The following is a 16,279-nucleotide window of genomic DNA, read 5'->3' on the forward strand; positions in this document are numbered from 1 at the left end:
CCCGGTTCTGATCACTCAGAACCGGGGCTTTCGCATGAACTCTACGACCTGTGCCTACCAGTTGACGCGGGCGCCGGCCGAGACCTGATGGCTGGTGGCGTTGCTACGGAATTCGCCGCTATAGGCCGCGAACATCCGGAACGTTTCGGTGCGCCAGCCGGACAGTTTGGCGCCGACCAGCGCCGCATCGCGGCCGGGCTGCGCCGCATCGACCAGGAACGCGTTGTCGAGCAACGCGGCCTCGCTGACCAGCGTAGTGTCGCGCAGATCGTGGCCCCAGCCGACCTTCAGCTCCGGCGCCAGCGTGGTGCCGTCGGTGGTGCGCAGCCGCGCGCTCACCGCGGCGCCGACCGTCGAGGTCAGCTTGTCGTAGGTCCGGGCCGCATAGACGAGGCCGATCGGAAGCTGGCTTTCGCTGTAAGCGTCGCGGCGGAAGCCCTGCCAGGTCATGCCGACGAACGGCTTCAGCGTCACGTCACGCCCCATCGCGAACCGATAGCCGGCTTCGAACGTGGTGCCGACGCCGACGCCATTTGCGCTGCCCTGCAGGCTGGTGGGCGACAGCAGGATCTGGCGGCTGGTCGCCATCTGGCTCGGACCGGCCGCGATCCGGACATCGACGACCGCGGCACCCGGCGTCCAGCTCGCATAGGCGGCGCCGGCGTAGGTATCGACGGTGCCCTGCATGTCGGTGCTGGTCGCGGTGGTGCGAACGTAGCCGAACGCACCGCCGGCGGTCAGGCTGTTGGAGAACCGGCGGTCGACGCCGAACGTGAAACCGGCGCTGACCGCTTTCGAGCCCGACAGATCGCCGCTGTCGCGGATCCGGCTGTTGCGACCGAAGCCCTGCCCCCAAACCGACCAGCCGTCCTGCACCCGCTCGGCCGGCGAGATGCTGGCGAACGCATTCATCGCCGCGTTGGTCCCGGCGCTCATCGTGTTGTGGCCCGCGTAGGACAGCGCGAACGATTGCGCGGTGCCGTTCTGGCCGAGCTCGCTGCCCGACGTCAGCATGTCCTGGCGGTCGCCGATCGCGCCGAGAAAGCCGGTGAACGCCTGCAGCGGCGCAGACGCCATCGCCGGCTGGCCGGGGCCGGCGAGCTGACCGAGCGCCTGGTCGAACTGCGCCTCGGTGTCGAGCTTGTACAGCGCGTCGTACAGCGCCTTCTCGTTGGCGCTCGGCATCACGCCCGCGGCCGCGCGCTTGTTGTCGAGGATGCGGGCGATCGACTGCTGCGTCGGCCCCAGCTTGTCGGCTTCGGCGAGCTGGCTGAAGCTCGACGGCGTCACTACCAGGGCGATCGAAGTCGGGCTGTAGATCAGGTCGAAGCGGCCGTTGGCCGGCAGCCCTGAGGTCGGCTGCACCAGGTTGGAGAAGCTGCCCGCGGTGCTGGCGCCGTCGGTCGCCTGCACGAAGGCGAATTCGGTGCCGAGCGCCGGCGTGTAGTTGCTCACGGTGCCGACGCTGCCGCGCAGCACCGGGGTCAGCGTGCCGGCCGCGTAGAACACGTTGCCGGCGCCGGTGACGTAGATCTTGTCGTAGGTGCCGGGGCCGCCGGGCACGATCAGCGAGCCGTCGATATCGATCCTGGTATTGGCCGTCGCGGTCAGCGTGACGTTGCCGTTGAAGGTCAGCGAGCCGACGGAGTTGCCGTTCAGCACGGTGCCGGCCGGCACCACATTGTTGCTCACCAGGTCGCCGATATTGGCCATCTTGCCCGGCGACAGCGTACCCGCGATCACGGTGTCGCCGGCGATCGTGCCGAAGCCGGCCAGGGTTGCGGGCTGCGCGACTTCGAGGCGATGGCCGGCCGACATCGTCAGCGTGCCGTCGACCGCGAGCGTGCCGAGCTGAGCGAACACATTGCCGCCGGCGTTGGTGCGGCCGGAGACGCTCAGAATGCCGGCGCCGACTTTGGAGAAGTCGCCGTCGGTGGTGAGCAACCGGCTCCAGTAGGTGGTTTGATCGGCCGCGACCGACACCGCCGTGTTGGCGGCGAGCGTGGTCGGACCGTCGGTAGCGCGATCGAGCCGGATCAGACCGTAACCGAACACGGCATCGACGCCGGGCGCGCCGAGATCTTCGGTGGTCGAGAACAACAGGCGCGACAGGTCCTGGGCATTGTAGCTCGGATTGGCCTGGATCAGCACCGCGATCGCGCCCGACACCGTCGGCGCCGCCATCGAGGTGCCCTGCGCGAAGCCGTAGGTGTTCACCGGAACGGTCGAATACACCAGCGCGCCCGTTGCATCATCGCCACCGGGCGCGGCCACGCACCAGCTCGCGGTGACGCCGCACAGATTCGAATAGGACGCAGCCGCCTTGGTGATGCCCACCGACATCACCGAAATAATCTGACCCTGCTGATGTTGAAGGGCAGATCCGTCGAGCTGCTGTCCCTGATCGTCGTACACACCAAGCGCGGCGTGCGCCGGATTGAAGAACGGCATCAGCGCAATGCCGTTGGCATTGCGGGCGGCGACCGGATTTTCGACGCGGTCGTTACCGGCGGCGGCGACGATGATCTTGCCGGCCTTGAGCACATTGAACGCGGCATTCGCCTCGTCATCGATGTTTCCGACTGTCCATTGCTTCAGATTGGTCAGACCGTCGGAGTTCGGGCCATAGCTGGCGTTGTACACCATCGTCCCGCTCAGGCTGGCGAAGTAATTCAGCGCCAGCGCGGAAGAGTCGACCGTCCCGTAGGTGGTGTAACCTATCTCGGTGATCGCACGCAGCGGAATGATGTTGGCATCGTAAGCGACGCCGTGCGCATCGACATTGGTGAACTTCTCGGCCGCGATTATGCCGGCAACGTGCGAGCCGTGGATGTCGGTCTTCTGCGCGCTCTCGGGCGAAAGGTCATTCGGATCGAACGCCTTGCCGATCTCGACGACGTAGTTCTTGCCGAGGTTGGTGCGCAGCTTGTTGACGAGGCCGGCATTGGTCGTGTCGAAGCCGGTATCAGCCACCGTGACGGTGACGCCGGCGCCGGTGAAGCCACGGTCATAGGCCGCCTGCGCACCGATCCTATCCAGATTCCAGGTCTGAAGTTTCGCGTCAGGCATCTGGTTCGGCAGGTTCGGCGAGTTGTTCATCGCCATCGCAACGTTCTGATACGACGACGCGGTCAATCCCGAGACCGATGCGGTGCGGGTCGCGAGCACTTGCGCAGCGTTCGGCGCGAGGACCATCCGCTGACCGGAGGTCAGCACGCCGAGATCGGCAGCCGTGCTGACGTCGCGCAGCGCGCTCGGCGCCAGCGTGGAGACATGGCGCACCACGGCGTCGCGGAGTCCGGGATCGCGATACGTGCTGTCGTAAGCCTGCGCGATCAGCGCGCGCTCGCCCTGCCGCATCGCATCGGAGAACTTCGCCTTCAGGTCAGGCGACAAGGCAGACTTGGCAACCGATTTCGAAGGCGATTCCGCCGCATACAACGCGGCTGACATCGGAGTGCTGACAAGAAACGTCGTACACAACAGCAGCGACGAGAGATGACGAAAACGCCCCACGGTGCTCACGGACTTTCCCTTCCTGTCCGAGCAGGCGCCTCAGCCGCGCATGCTCGGTCTTCTGTCTCGATCGGCGAACTGACGAACACTTCGCCTCGGTGTTCGCGTAGTTCTAAATCGGTGCGAATACGTCGCGACAGAGCGGAGCGGCCGGATTCAGGTTGAAGGTGGCGTTTTCCTTTGACTTTGCGTCTCAGAACAGGACGGGCGGGAGTGTCGGCCACCTCCTCGCCTTGGCGCGGGCACACGCGGAGCGCGCAATCCATCGCGACCGCGTCCTGTCGGCTGGCGGCGCGGAGACGCATCGTCTTTCGTGGAAAAACCCGCTAAGCTGAAGGCACTTGGCCACCGGCGGCGCAAATGCCGATGGCCTGTCGAGCCGGCTTGAAGATCAATCGACCCGATGGCGCCCCTTCCCCGACTCTATTACGTGACCTCCGGCCTCGACGAGGCCAACGCATTCGCGACCTGGAGCGCGGTGATCTCCCCGTTGTTCGAGCCGCGGCGCTGCGGCCCGAGCAGGAAGACGCCGACCGGCTCGGCCTATGGCATCATCATCGGCGACCTGGTGGTCGCCAAGGTCGCGTTCAACGCCCAGGACTTCGTCCGCGATGCCCAGCGCATCGCGATGACGCCGGATCACCTGCTGCTGCACCTCTACGTCACCGGCGGCTTCAACGGCGAGGTGACGCGGCAGCAGACCGTGATCGGCCCCGGCAAGGTGGCGCTGATCGATCTCGCCTGCCCGATCTCGACCCGCGCCTTTGCATCGACCACGATGTGCCTGATCGTGCCACGCAGGCTGCTCGGCGGCGTGCCGCTGCACACCCTCAAGCCGAAGCTCGATCCGCTGCGCAACGATCTGCTGGCCGCCTATATCCGCTCGCTGCAGGAGCGCAGCGCGCAACTGACCGAGGCCGACGTCGCGGCCACCGTTGCGGAGACCGCCGAGTTTCTACGCCGGTTGCTGGCGCCCGCCGCCGAGGCCGACCTCGCGCCGCAACGCAGCGCCGACGAGACCATTCTGGCGCTCACCGAAGCGCTGATCCGCGACAACCTCGCTCGGCCAGAGCTGTCGCCCGACTGGCTGGCGCAGCAGCTCGAAGTGTCGCGCGCGTCGCTGTACCGGTTGTTCGCCGATCGCGGCGGGGTGATGCGCTATGTCCAGGAACGCCGCCTGCTCGCCGTGCAGGCGGCGCTCGCCGATCCGTTGGAGACGCGGCGACTGTCGCGCCTCGCGTCCGATCTCGGCTTCAAGAGCGAGGCGCATTTCAGCCGCTCGTTCCGCGCCCGGTTTGGCGTCACCGCCAGCGCCTATCGCAAGGCGCAGCTCGACGCTTCCGCAGCGATCCAGCTCACCAGCCCGGCAGTGGTGCAGCGATGGTGGACTGCCGTGGCGCAAGATCCGCTGAGGCAGGCCGGCTGAGCTAGCCAAAAATCCCGCTTGTCCGCGTTCGAAGCCGCCGTGTAAGAGCGGGACAACGATTGACGCAAGGAGCCCGGCCGTGGACTTCAGTGCCGCCTTCCACCAGACTTCGGTCTGGATGTTTCGACTGGCGATCGTCGGCGCGGCGGTCGGCATCGGCTACGTCGTCATGACCAAGCAGGACGAGGCACCGACGGAAGCGCGCGGCGCCATTACGGCCCCGCCCGACGACGGCGTCGCCGGCTGCCAGCCGATCGGCCACACCGCGAGCGGCAAGCTGGTGTATTCGATGGATTGCGAGCAGGTGCCGGCGGCCGGCGCCGAAGCAGCGAAGTAATCGCAAGCGGGCTGCACGACCAGGCAGCCATCGCGCTGCGGATCGCGGCGGCGCTCGCTATGCGCCCTCGCCGCCGATCAAGCGGTTGAAGATCGCGCGCACGTCGGACTGGGTTTCTTTCACCCTTGCCTGCAGCGACGAGAAGTCCGGCGCATCGCCGGCGCGCACCAACACCCGCAACAGATCGTCGCCGGCGGTTTCAGGCTTGAATTTCTCGCTGACACACAACCGCAGGATCTGCGTCAGGTCCTGATACAGCCGCGCTGCCGGCCGCAGCACCTCGGCGTCGGCGGAGGCCAGGAAACCGAGCCGCGTCGCATTGTCGAGCGCCGCGAGCGTGTTGACGTGGAGAATATCCGGCGCCTCGTGCGCATGCACGAGCTGCAGATACTGCGCGATGAAGTCGATATCGACCATGCCGCCGGCGGCGTATTTCAGGTCCCAGACGTCGTCCTCGCCCTTCTCCTGCGCGATCGCGCGGCGCATCTCGGCGACATCGTTGGCGATGATCCCCGCATCGCGCGGCCGCGTCAGCACGGCGCGGATCACCTGCTCGATCCTGCGGCGAAACGCCGGCGGCGCCGAGATCACCCGCGCCCGCGTCAGCGCCAGATGCTCCCAGGTCCAGGCCTCCTGTTCCTGATAGGCCGCGAACGCATCGAGCCGCGACGCGACCGGGCCGGCGCGGCCCGACGGCCGCAGCCGCATGTCGACGTCGTACAACACGCCGTAATTGGTCCGCGTGGTGAAGGCCGAGATCAGCCGCTGGGTGAAGCGCGCGAAGTACTGCGCGCCGTGCAGCGAGCGTTCGCCGTCGCTGTCCGGTGCATCGTCGTCGAAATCGTAGATCAGGATCAGGTCGAGGTCGGACGACGCCGTCATCTCGCGGCTGCCGAGCTTGCCCATCGCCAGGATCGCGGTCTGCTGATCCTTGACCCGGCCGTAGGTCGAGGCGAACTGCTCGCTGACGAGGCCGTGCACCGTGCCGACGATGCCTTCGGCGACGTCGGCGAACGCCACCGCGGCCTGCTGGGTCGGCACCGTGCCGGACAGAATCCGCGTCCCGATCAGGAACAGACTCTCCTGACCGAACAGCCGCATCCGATCGAGAAACTCTTCGTAGGAATCGGCATCCGCCAGCGTCACCGCCAGCCGCGCCGATAGTTCGGCCTGATCCGGCATCGCGCCGAAGAATCGCGGATCGATCAGCCCGTCGAGGATCTGCGGCTGCTGAGCCAGCATGTCGCCAAGCCGCGGCGCGGCGCCGAGCACCAGCGCCACCAGCGTCAGCAGATCGCGGTTCTGACTGAGCAGCGAGATCAGCCGGCCGCCGCGATGCAGCGCCTGCAGCAACCGGTCGAACGCGTTGATCGCGTCGTCCGGCTGTTCGGCGCGCGCCAGCTCCTCGATCAGCGCCGGGACGAACTCGCGGAAAGCGCGCTGCGTAGTCTCGACCTTGAGCACGCGATAGCCGCCGGTCATCCATTGCTGCAGCGTGGTCGCGACCATCACCGGCTTCTTGTAGCCGAGCGACAGCAGGTGATCGAGCAGGCGCATGTCTTCCGGGCCGGCGCCGTAATCGACCGGCGGCAGCTTCGCGGTGCCGGTCGGATCGCCTTCAAACAACTTGCCGTAATGGCCCTGCACACGTTCGAGATAGCCGAGCAGATCGCGCGCAAAGGCTTCTCGGCTGTCGTAACCGAGGAAGCGGGAGAACCGTTCGATCGCATCGATGCTGTCGGGCAGCGCATGGGTCTGCTCGTCGGCGATCATCTGCACCCGGTGCTCGACCTTGCGCAGGAACAGATACGCCTCGGTCAGCTCGTCGCGCGCCTGATAGGTGATCCAGTTGCGCGCCGCCAGAATATCGAGCGCCTCGAGCGTCGGCCGCACCCGCAGTTCCGGATGGCGGCCGCCGGCGATCAGTTGCTGGGTCTGGGCGAAGAACTCGATCTCGCGGATGCCGCCGCGGCCGACCTTGACGTTGTGGCCTTCCACCGCGACCTCGGTCTGGCCGCGATAGGTCTGCATCTGCCGCTTCATGTCGTGGACGTCGGCGAGCGCGGCGAAGTCCAGATGCTTGCGCCAGACGAAGGGCGCGATCTCCGACAGCATTGCCTCGCCCGCGACCAGATCGCCAGCGCAGGGCCGCGCCTTGATCATCGCGGCGCGTTCCCAGGTGCGGCCCTCGCGTTCGTAGTAATCGAGCGCCGACAGCGTCGAAAGCGCCACCGGCGTCGAGGCCGGATCGGGTCGCAGTCGCAGGTCGACACGGAACACGTAGCCGTCGCCGCGGCGCTGCTGCAGGATGCGGCTGAGCCCCTGGGTGACGCGCACGAAGAACGGCTGCGGCTCGATGTCCGGCGCGAGAGTCGGCGCGTCGAGTTCGTAGAAAACGATCAGGTCGATGTCGCTGGAATAGTTCAACTCGCCGGCGCCCATCTTGCCCATCGCCAGCACGATCAGGCCGGAGCCCTGCTCCGGGCAGTCGGGATTCGGCGGCACGATCCGGCCGCGGCCGGCTTCCTGACGCAACAGGAAGCGCAGCGTCATCTGCACCGAGCGGCCGGCCAGATCGGTGAGCGCCTGCGTCACCTGCATCACCGGCCAGATCCCGCCGATGTCGCACAGCGCGATCAAGAGCGCGGCCTCGGCCTTCATCCGGCGCAGCGCCGCCATGACCTCGTCCTCGGACGACGCAGCGGCGACCGAGGTCTCGGCGCTCTCCAGCAGCTTGGCCAGCCCCTGCTCCGGCGCGCCGCGCAGCACGCGCAGCAGCCGGGCCGGATCGGCGCGGATCAGATCGAACAGATACGGCGAGGCCTCGGCGATCGACTGCAGCGCAGTCTGCACCGCCGGAAACGCGGTGCCGAGCGAGGCGATCGCCTTGGCCTGATCCGGCGCCACATCGGCGAGCCATCCGGCCAGCCGCTCGGCCGCCAGCACGGGATCGTACAGGCACGGCCCGGCGCCGAAGCGCGCTGCCAAAGCGGTCTGGTCGAGGTCCGCGTCGATCGCGGAAGAAATCATGCCGGAGCCGGTTCGAGAGTCGTTGCGGAGGCCTGTCCTTCGCCCGTGCGCGCCGGAATTGCAAGCGTGGCGCGCAAACCGGGGTCCGCGTCGGCAAGTCGCAGTTCGCCCCCGTGCAGGCGCGCCACCGCCGAGGCGAGGCTGAGGCCGAGCCCGGAGCCCGGCAGGGTGCGGCTGGCCTCCAGCCGCACGAAACGTTCGATCGCGTGCTTGCGATCGGCCTCCGGAATACCGATGCCGTGGTCGGTGACGCTGAGCAGCACCTGATCGCCGTCGCGCCGCGCTTCGATCCGCACGATGGCCGTGGCAGCATCCGCGCTACCGTCAGCAGGCGATTGCGGCTTGCCGTATTTGATCGCGTTCTCGACCAGATTGGCGAGCGCCTGGCTGATCAATTCGCGATTGCCGCGCACCGGTGCGGCCAGTGCTTCGACCTGCAGGCTGAGCGCGTTGTCTTCGGCCAGCGGCTCGTACAATTCGTGGATGTCGCGCGCGATTTCGGCGACGTCGAAATCTGTCATGTCGCCGCTGGCGTAGCCGGCTTCGGCGCGCGCGATCATCAGCAGCGCGTTGAAGGTGCGGATCAAGCCGTCGGATTCTTCGATCGTGCGTTCCAGCGCCACGCGATAGTCGGTCTCGCTCGAGGCGCCCGCCAGCGCCTCCTCGGCGCGGTTGCGCAGCCGCGTCAGCGGCGTCTTCAGATCGTGCGCGATGTTGTCGGAGACTTCCTTCATCCCCGACATCAGGGCTTCGATCCGCTCCAGCATGGCGTTGAGATTTTCCGCCAGACGGTCGAGCTCGTCGCCGCTGCGGCCGACCGGCAGCCGCCCCGACAGATCGCCGGCCATGATCCGCTGCGTCGTGCCGGTCATCGCATCGATCCGTCGCAGCACGCGTCGCGCGGCGAACACGCCGCCGCCGAGGCCGAGCACGACCACAATCAGCACCGACCATTGCGCCGCCGAGCGCACCACTTTGTTGAGCCGCCGCCGCTCTTCCAGATCGCGGCCGACCAGGAGGCGAAAGCCGCTGGACAGTTCGGTGACTCGAACCAGTGCGCGGTGATTGGATCGCTCTTGATCGTCGAGCCGGCGATAGAACGTCTCGCTCCAGCCGAGCTTGCTCATCACTCCCGGCGCCAGCGCGCCGACATTGCCCGCGACCGCCTGCCCTGCCGGCGTGGTGACGAGATAGAGATTGGCCCCGGGCCGCAGCGCGCGGTTTTCGATGGTGAACACCACGCCGCGCAGACCGCGGCGGCCATAGATGTCGTTGATCTCGGCGATCTCGGCATCGACCGTGGTGGTGATCTGATCGGTGATCAGCTTGCGCGTGGTCCAGGCGAAGTACGCCACCAGCGAGGCTGCGAACAAGCCGAACAGGAACAGATAGACCAGCGTCAGCCGAAACGCGGTAGTTCGGATCAGTTTACCGAACGCGGTCACGGATCACGTCCCGGCGGCGGCGATGCTGTGGAAGCGGTTTCATATCGGCAAATTAGACACTTCAGGCCTGAATCCAAAGTGACAAATCGTTCAAGGAACGACACTGCGGATCAGTACGCACCTTTCAAACAAAGACCGGGGCGCCGCCCTGTTGAAGGCGGCGCCCCGGTGCGAGTAATAGCTGGCGCAGCACCGCATCTGGCGCTGCGAGCCGCATAAGGCCGTGCGCTAAGAGGCGCGTACGGTGCGAAGGAAGCGGCTGACTTCGTCTTCGAGCCGGCCGCTTTCCTGCGACAGCGACTGTGCCGACGAGAGCAACTGCGACGACGACGAGCCGGTTTCGACCGCGCCGCGCTTGACGTCCAGAATGGTCGCGGAGACACGCTCGGTGCCCTGCGCGGTCTGCTGAATGTTGCGTGAGATCTCCTGCGTCGCCGCGCCCTGCTCTTCGACCGCGGAGGCGATGTGCGCGGAGATCTCCGACAGCTTCTCGATCGTGCCGCTGATCTCGCTGATCGCGCCGACCGATTCCTGTGTGGCGGATTGGATCCGGCTGATCTGCTGACCGATCTCGCCGGTGGCCTTCGCGGTCTGCTCGGCGAGCGCCTTGACTTCGGCCGCCACCACCGAGAAGCCGCGACCGGCCTCGCCCGCGCGCGCCGCCTCGATCGTGGCGTTGAGCGCGAGCAGATTGGTCTGGCCCGCGATGGTGTTGATCAGTTCGACGACGTCGCCGATCCGCGTGGCTGCCATCGACAGTTCGCTGACGCGATCGGTGGTGTTGCGCGCCTGGCCGACGGCGTCGCCGGCGATTCGTGCGGATTCCTGAACCTGCTGACTGATCTCGCGGATCGACGACGACAGCTGATCAGTCGCCGACGCGACCGACTGCACGTTGCTGGTGGCTTCTTCGGAGGCCGCAGCGACGTTGCCGGCGAGTTGCTGCGAGGTGTCGGCCGTGGTCGCGAGCTGACGTGCCGAGCTTTCGAGGTCGGCGGAAGCCGACGACACCGTTCTGACGATCTTGCCGATGGCGCCTTCGAAATCGTTGGCGAGCTGATGGATCGTGTCGCGCTTCTGGTTCTCCGCCTTCACCAGTTCGTCGATGTCGACCAGCGAACCGCAGGCACGCCGCGGCTTGCGGTTTTCGTCGAGCACAACGCCGCCGGTGGCGCGGAACCAGCGATAGCTGCCGTCCTTGACCTTGAGGCGATACTTCACGTCGTAGCCGACGCCGGTCTGGCAGGTCTGGGTGAAGGCCGCGAAGGTCGGAGCCACATCGTCGGGATGCAGGCGATCCGACCAGGATTGCACGACGTTGGGAAATTCGGCCTCGGAGCTGTAGCCACACAGCCGGCGAAACTCGGACGACCAGGTCCAGCGAGCCTTGGGATGCATCGCATCGCCTTCGTACAGGATCGCGTCCCACAGCCCGATGCCGCAATGCAGCGACAGAGTGTCGAGCCATTCGGCCTTCTGAATGAGTTCCTGCTTCTTCTGGCGTCCCATAAACATGCGGCGTTCACATCCCTGGTGTGTCGGTTTGAGGGACGCTCGCATATGAAAATTAAGAAACGATGGCTTCGCCCCATCTAGATACCGGGAGGCGAGATGGAGCCGGCCCGGCCGCGGTCAGCGCAGCCCGTCTCTGATCATGTAGCCGGCACCGCGGATGGTGTGCAGCAGCGGCCGGTCGAACCCCTTGTCGATCTTCGAGCGCAGCCGCGAGATGTGCACGTCGATGACATTGGTCTGCGGATCGAAGTGATAGTCCCAGACGTTCTCCAGCAGCATGGTGCGGGTGACTACCTGGCCGGCGTGCTTCATCAGATATTCGAGCAGCCTGAACTCGCGCGGCTGCAGCGTCAGCTCCTCGCTGCCGCGCGTGACGCGATGCGACAGCCGGTCGAGTTCCAGATCGCCGACGCGGTAGCTGGTCTCCTCGGCCGGTCCGCCATGGCGCCGCGACAGCACCTCGACGCGCGCCAACAGTTCGGCGAAGGCGTAAGGCTTCGGCAGATAATCGTCGCCGCCGGCGCGCAGCCCTTTGATGCGGTCATCGACCTGGCCGAGCGCCGACAAGATCAACACCGGCGTGCGGTTGCCCTTGTCACGCAGGCTTCCGATCACCGACAGGCCGTCGCGCTTCGGCAGCATCCGGTCGACCACGAGGACGTCGTAGTCGCCACTCTCCGCCAGCGCCAGGCCCTCTTCGCCGTCGCCGGCTAGATCGGCGACGTGGCCGACCTCGCGAAATGCCTTGACCAGGTAATCGGCGGATTCGCGGTCGTCCTCGATGATCAACAGACGCATATTGCTGTCGGACTTGCTCAAACTTTGCGGGCTCTGTTGCAACATGACGCGGCTTCAGCCTCCTTGCAAGGCGGCACGAACGCCCCCGGGACAGGAACGGGCGATGGAGCTGGGGGACTCCACCGCCCGCCTGAGCCTTCCGACGGAGGGGGGCTGAACTCCTAACGGAAGGTGTAAAGTGGGGACGAGCGGGTTAAGGCCCGTCCCCGGGACAGAGCCGTCGGCTGGGGGCGACGATTGCCGGCGACACTCTCCATTGCTGTCGTCATCGCTGCGCCGATCAGCCCTTGGCGATCGGAACCGCAACGAAGCGAGACGATCCGCCGCTGCGAACTCGCATCAGCACGCTGTTCTTGCTGTCCTTCTTGGCCGAAGCGAGCGCGTCGCGAACGTCACCCGGGTTCGACACGTTCTTGCCGGCGACTTCGAGGATGACGTCGCCCTCCTTGAAGCCGCGATCGGCGGCGGCGCTCTTCGGGTCGACGTCGGTCACCACCACGCCTTCCTTGCCGGCACCGGCGACCGAGCCGGCAGGCGCCAGCGTCAGGCCGAGCTTCGGCAGGTCGAGCCCCTGACTGGAGCCGCCGTCGCCGCGATCGGAGTTGCTGACCTCGATCTTGTTCGGCAACTCGCCGAGCGTCAGCGTCAGTTCGCGGTCCTTGCCCTTGTGGAACACGGTGAGCTTGACCGAATGCCCCGGCGCGAACGCGCCGATAGTGCGTGCCAATTCCCGTGCGTCCTTGACCGGGGTGCCGTCGACCGCGGTGATCACGTCGCCGGATTCGATCCCGGCCTTGGCTGCGGGGCCGTTCGACTGCGGCTCGGCGACCAGCGCGCCTTCGGCCGTTTTCAGGCCGAGGCTGTCGGCGATCTCCGGCGTCACCGGCTGCACCTGCACGCCGATCCAGCCGCGGCTGACCGAACCCTTGTCCTTGAGCTGCTCGACCACCGCCTGGACGGTGTTGGCCGGGATCGAGAACGCGATGCCGATGCTGCCGCCCGAGGGCGAGTAGATCGCGGTGTTGACGCCGACGACTTCGCCGTTGGTGTTGAACGCCGGGCCGCCGGAATTGCCCTTGTTCACCGGTGCGTCGATCTGGATGAAATCGTCGTAGGGCCCGTTGCCGATGTCGCGGCCCATCGCCGAGACGATGCCGGCGGTGACGGTGCCGCCGAGGCCGAACGGATTGCCGACCGCGAGCACCCAGTCACCGATCCGCGGCTTGCCCTCGGCAAGCTTGGCGTAGGGGAAATTCGAACTGCCTTCGACCTTGATCAGCGCCAGATCGGTACGCGGATCGGTGCCGATGACTTTCGCTTTGTGAGTCTTGCCGTCGTCGGTCGTGACTTCGACCTTGTCGGCGCCTTCGACGACGTGGTTGTTGGTCACCGCGTAGCCGTCGGCCGAGATGAAGAAGCCCGAGCCCTGGCCGGTGATCATGCCGCCGCCGCGATGGCCGCGCAGGCCGGGCGGCATTTCGCCGCCGAACCGGCGGAAGAACCGTTCCATCGGCGAGCCGGGCGGAAACGAGAAGTCTTCGCGATCGTCGTTCTTCGCCATCTTGTCGGCGATGTTGACCTTCACCGAAATCACCGACGGCTTCACCTTGTCGACGATGTCGGCAAAGCCGACCGGCTGTTGCGACGGCTGAACTTTGGCGCCGACCTGCTGGGCGTGCGCCGGCGTTGCAATCAGATCGAACGAACCGTTGCCATGACCTATTCCGTAAGCCCCTGCCCCCAGACCGGCGACCACCGAGGCCATCAGCGCGAATTTGCGCGCCGACAGCAACGACCTGGCGAGCGGCCGGTGCGAAGACTGCGAGGACGGAACGGGGCGACGATCATGCATTGAGAAAATCTCCGAAGACCAGTTGAAACCGAAGGTGCGAAACCGATCAGCACCATTGCTTCGGAAGATGGGCCCTGCAGCCTTACGGCGCTCTGGCGAAGGAATTAAACTTTTGTAATTTTGGCGGTATTCCGCCCCGGCAGGCCGCGACCGATGGTCGCTTCCGGTCCTGCTCCGCGCCCCGAAATTGTCGCCGTTCGTACATTCGTGTCGGGAATCCGATCCGTCTTTGGTCGCACCCGCTCCCCCCGATCTCCACGCAACTAACTGAATTACTTCATAATCAGTGATGGCCTGGATCTTGCCAAGGCGCTGCCGGAGGGCGCCAGCACGGCGTCGATCAGCAACTTGACGACAGGAGAGTGCAACGTGGCGAATATTACCTTCTCGTCCCCGGTTATGGCGAAAGATGTCACCGTCTATGCAGTGGCGGGCGATCGCGGGACCATTCTGGCGGTTGCGAAATCGCACAACATTCCGATCCCGTTCGATTGTCAGGACGGCGAATGCGGCTCCTGCCTGGTGCAGGTCGAGCATTTCAATCCGAAGGCCAAATCGGCGGTGGCGCTGACCGAGAAGGAAAAGGAAGTCCTCCGCCAGCTCGGCAAGATCACCAAGGACGAGATCGTCGATGCCGAGGTCAACGACGTTCCGCCGCGCTATCGCCTCGCCTGCCAGTGCTTCGTCCGCAACGAAGACATCATGGTCCGCTTCGAGGGCGACAAGACCAAGCCGCAGCGCATGGCGGTGACCCCCGCCGCCGCGCACTACAAAGGCGGGATGGAAATCAACACCCTGCCGGAATTCTTCAGCTACGCGGCCAAGGTCGAGGAAGACGCCGCATTGCACTACGATAACCTCGCCAAGGCGATGGCCGAGGCCGGCAATACGCCGGTGGCCAAGCTGTTCGCGCAGCTCGCCGAGTTCTCGCGGTTGCATCTGGCGGAAGTGAAGACGCGCGCCGGTTCGATCGACGTCAGCAAGAACGTGCCGCCGGACTACGCCTGGCCCGATCATGCAACGCCGGAACGCGCCGCGGTGTGGGCGTCGGACACCACGCTGACCCGTCTCGGAGCGCTGAAGGCGGCGCTGCAGGGCGAGCGCCGCGGCTACGAATTCTATCGCGCGGTCGAAGCCACCACCAAGTCCCGCGAAGTCGCCGCGGCAGCCAAGGAGTTCGTCGGCGAAGAGGCCGAACACGTCCGTATTCTCGAGGCCTGGATCACCCAGGAGGAATGGTCGCTCAAGCACGCCGCCAAGGCTGCGGAGAACGCCTGACGACAGCGACGGCCGTCGCCACTCCGGCGACGGCCGAACAAGGAGAGACGACGATGGAAACAGTCGAAGAGTTTCTGGCGCATTCGATCAAGCTGGAGCAGGAAGCCGCGCTGCGGTTCGGCCAGCTCGCCGACGCGATGGATAGTTGCGGCAACAAGGAAGTCTCGAAGCTGTTCCGCCAGCTCGCGGACTACTCGCGGATGCATCAGGCGGACGCGCAGGCACGCGCCGGCTTCCGCGACATCCCGCAGATGGAGCCCGGCGACTTCCAATGGCCGGGTATCGAAAGCCCGGAAGCGGCGGCGATCTGGGGCACCGACCCGTTCATCGGCCGCGATCTGGCGCTGCAGATCGCGCTGGAGGCGGAGACCGGGGCGTTCGACTGGTACAAGAACGTGCTCGACACCACCGACAACCCCGAGATCAAAATGCTGGCCAAGGAGTTCGTCGCCGAGGAAAGCGGTCACGTCGCCGAACTGCACCGCTGGATCGCGCTGCACAAGGCCGGCAAGCCGCTGCCGATGGAAATTACCCCGTTCTGAGATTCGAACGGCGCGCAACGAAGGCGGATCGGATTACGTCCGATCCGCGCCTTCGGCCAGGAGCTTGTCGAGCCGCGCCTGCTCGTCGGCGCTGAGCGGCTTCGGCGCATCGTCGGTGCGGGCGGCGTCGCGGCCGCGGCGGCGGGTGTGGAGCCACAGTCCGAAGCCGCCCCCGAACAGCACCAGCGGCGGCAGCAGCCACAGCAGCAGCGTGTGCAGTTCGAACCGCGGCTTGAGCAGCACGAACTCGCCGTAGCGCGACACCAGATAATCGATCACCTGCTTGTTGCTGTCGCCGGCCGCGATCCGCTCGCGCACCAACAGGCGCAGATCCTTGGCCAGCGTCGCGTCGGAATCGTCGATCGACTGGTTCTGGCACACCATGCAGCGCAACTCGCGCGAAAGCTCGCGCGCCCGCGACTCCTGCTTCGGATCGGCCATCACCTCGTCGGGCTGCACCGCGTGCGCCAGCGGGGCAGCAACGACGGTTGCGCAAACGATCAACAGAGCGGCGAACAGCTTCCGCATCGGTCTCTCCAC

General features: G+C 66.2%; 11 protein-coding genes. 4 read left to right on the plus strand and 7 right to left on the minus strand.

Going from position 1 to position 16,279, the window contains the following annotated elements; all coding sequences use genetic code 11:
- Nucleotides 1-54: 54 nt before the first annotated feature.
- Nucleotides 55-3,525, minus strand: coding sequence for a S8 family peptidase (locus M9H71_RS04620; protein WP_455403909.1), 3,471 nt, complete (start codon nt 3,523-3,525; stop codon nt 55-57).
- A gap of 394 nt (nt 3,526-3,919) precedes the next feature.
- On the opposite strand from M9H71_RS04620, the gene M9H71_RS04625 reads away from it, so the two are divergent.
- Together M9H71_RS04625 and M9H71_RS04630 are read left to right on the plus strand one after the other, a co-directional pair.
- On the plus strand, nt 3,920-4,942 hold the full coding sequence (locus tag M9H71_RS04625) for a helix-turn-helix domain-containing protein (RefSeq protein WP_455403910.1): 1,023 nt from the start codon (nt 3,920-3,922) through the stop codon (nt 4,940-4,942).
- 79 nt (nt 4,943-5,021) lie between these two features.
- Complete coding sequence (locus M9H71_RS04630; protein WP_455403911.1) at nt 5,022-5,279, plus strand: hypothetical protein; 258 nt, start codon at nt 5,022-5,024, stop codon at nt 5,277-5,279.
- A gap of 57 nt (nt 5,280-5,336) precedes the next feature.
- Here the strand turns inward: M9H71_RS04630 and M9H71_RS04635 are convergent, their stop codons facing one another.
- The 5 genes from M9H71_RS04635 to M9H71_RS04655 form a co-directional block, all read right to left on the minus strand.
- On the minus strand, nt 5,337-8,309 hold the full coding sequence (locus M9H71_RS04635) for a bifunctional [glutamine synthetase] adenylyltransferase/[glutamine synthetase]-adenylyl-L-tyrosine phosphorylase (RefSeq protein WP_455403912.1): 2,973 nt from the start codon (nt 8,307-8,309) through the stop codon (nt 5,337-5,339).
- Entirely contained in the window at nt 8,306-9,754 is a 1,449-nt protein-coding gene (locus M9H71_RS04640; RefSeq protein ID WP_455403913.1) for a sensor histidine kinase, read from the minus strand. Before M9H71_RS04640 ends, M9H71_RS04635 begins: the two co-directional genes overlap by 4 nt.
- Before the next feature lie 228 nt (nt 9,755-9,982).
- A complete protein-coding gene (locus M9H71_RS04645) occupies nt 9,983-11,314 on the minus strand; it encodes a methyl-accepting chemotaxis protein (protein ID WP_455403914.1) in 1,332 nt (443 codons plus the stop codon).
- Between the two features lie 72 nt (nt 11,315-11,386).
- Entirely contained in the window at nt 11,387-12,067 is a 681-nt protein-coding gene (locus M9H71_RS04650; RefSeq protein ID WP_164605380.1) for a response regulator transcription factor, read from the minus strand.
- Nucleotides 12,068-12,347: 280 nt separating this feature from the next.
- Complete coding sequence (locus M9H71_RS04655) at nt 12,348-13,919, minus strand: Do family serine endopeptidase (RefSeq protein ID WP_455403915.1); 1,572 nt, start codon at nt 13,917-13,919, stop codon at nt 12,348-12,350.
- A 369-nt stretch (nt 13,920-14,288) separates the two neighbouring features.
- On the opposite strand from M9H71_RS04655, the gene M9H71_RS04660 reads away from it, so the two are divergent.
- Nucleotides 14,289-15,197: a 2Fe-2S iron-sulfur cluster-binding protein gene (locus M9H71_RS04660; protein ID WP_455403916.1), complete on the plus strand. Its 909-nt coding sequence runs from the start codon at nt 14,289-14,291 to the stop codon at nt 15,195-15,197.
- 53 nt (nt 15,198-15,250) lie between these two features.
- Nucleotides 15,251-15,739, plus strand: coding sequence for a ferritin-like domain-containing protein (locus M9H71_RS04665; protein WP_455403917.1), 489 nt, complete (start codon nt 15,251-15,253; stop codon nt 15,737-15,739).
- Nucleotides 15,740-15,772: 33 nt separating this feature from the next.
- Here M9H71_RS04665 and M9H71_RS04670 read toward each other — a convergent pair whose 3' ends face one another.
- Nucleotides 15,773-16,267, minus strand: coding sequence for a cytochrome c-type biogenesis protein (locus M9H71_RS04670; protein ID WP_455403918.1), 495 nt, complete (start codon nt 16,265-16,267; stop codon nt 15,773-15,775).
- Nucleotides 16,268-16,279: the final 12 nt, after the last annotated feature.

Source organism: Rhodopseudomonas parapalustris (assembly GCF_053772255.1).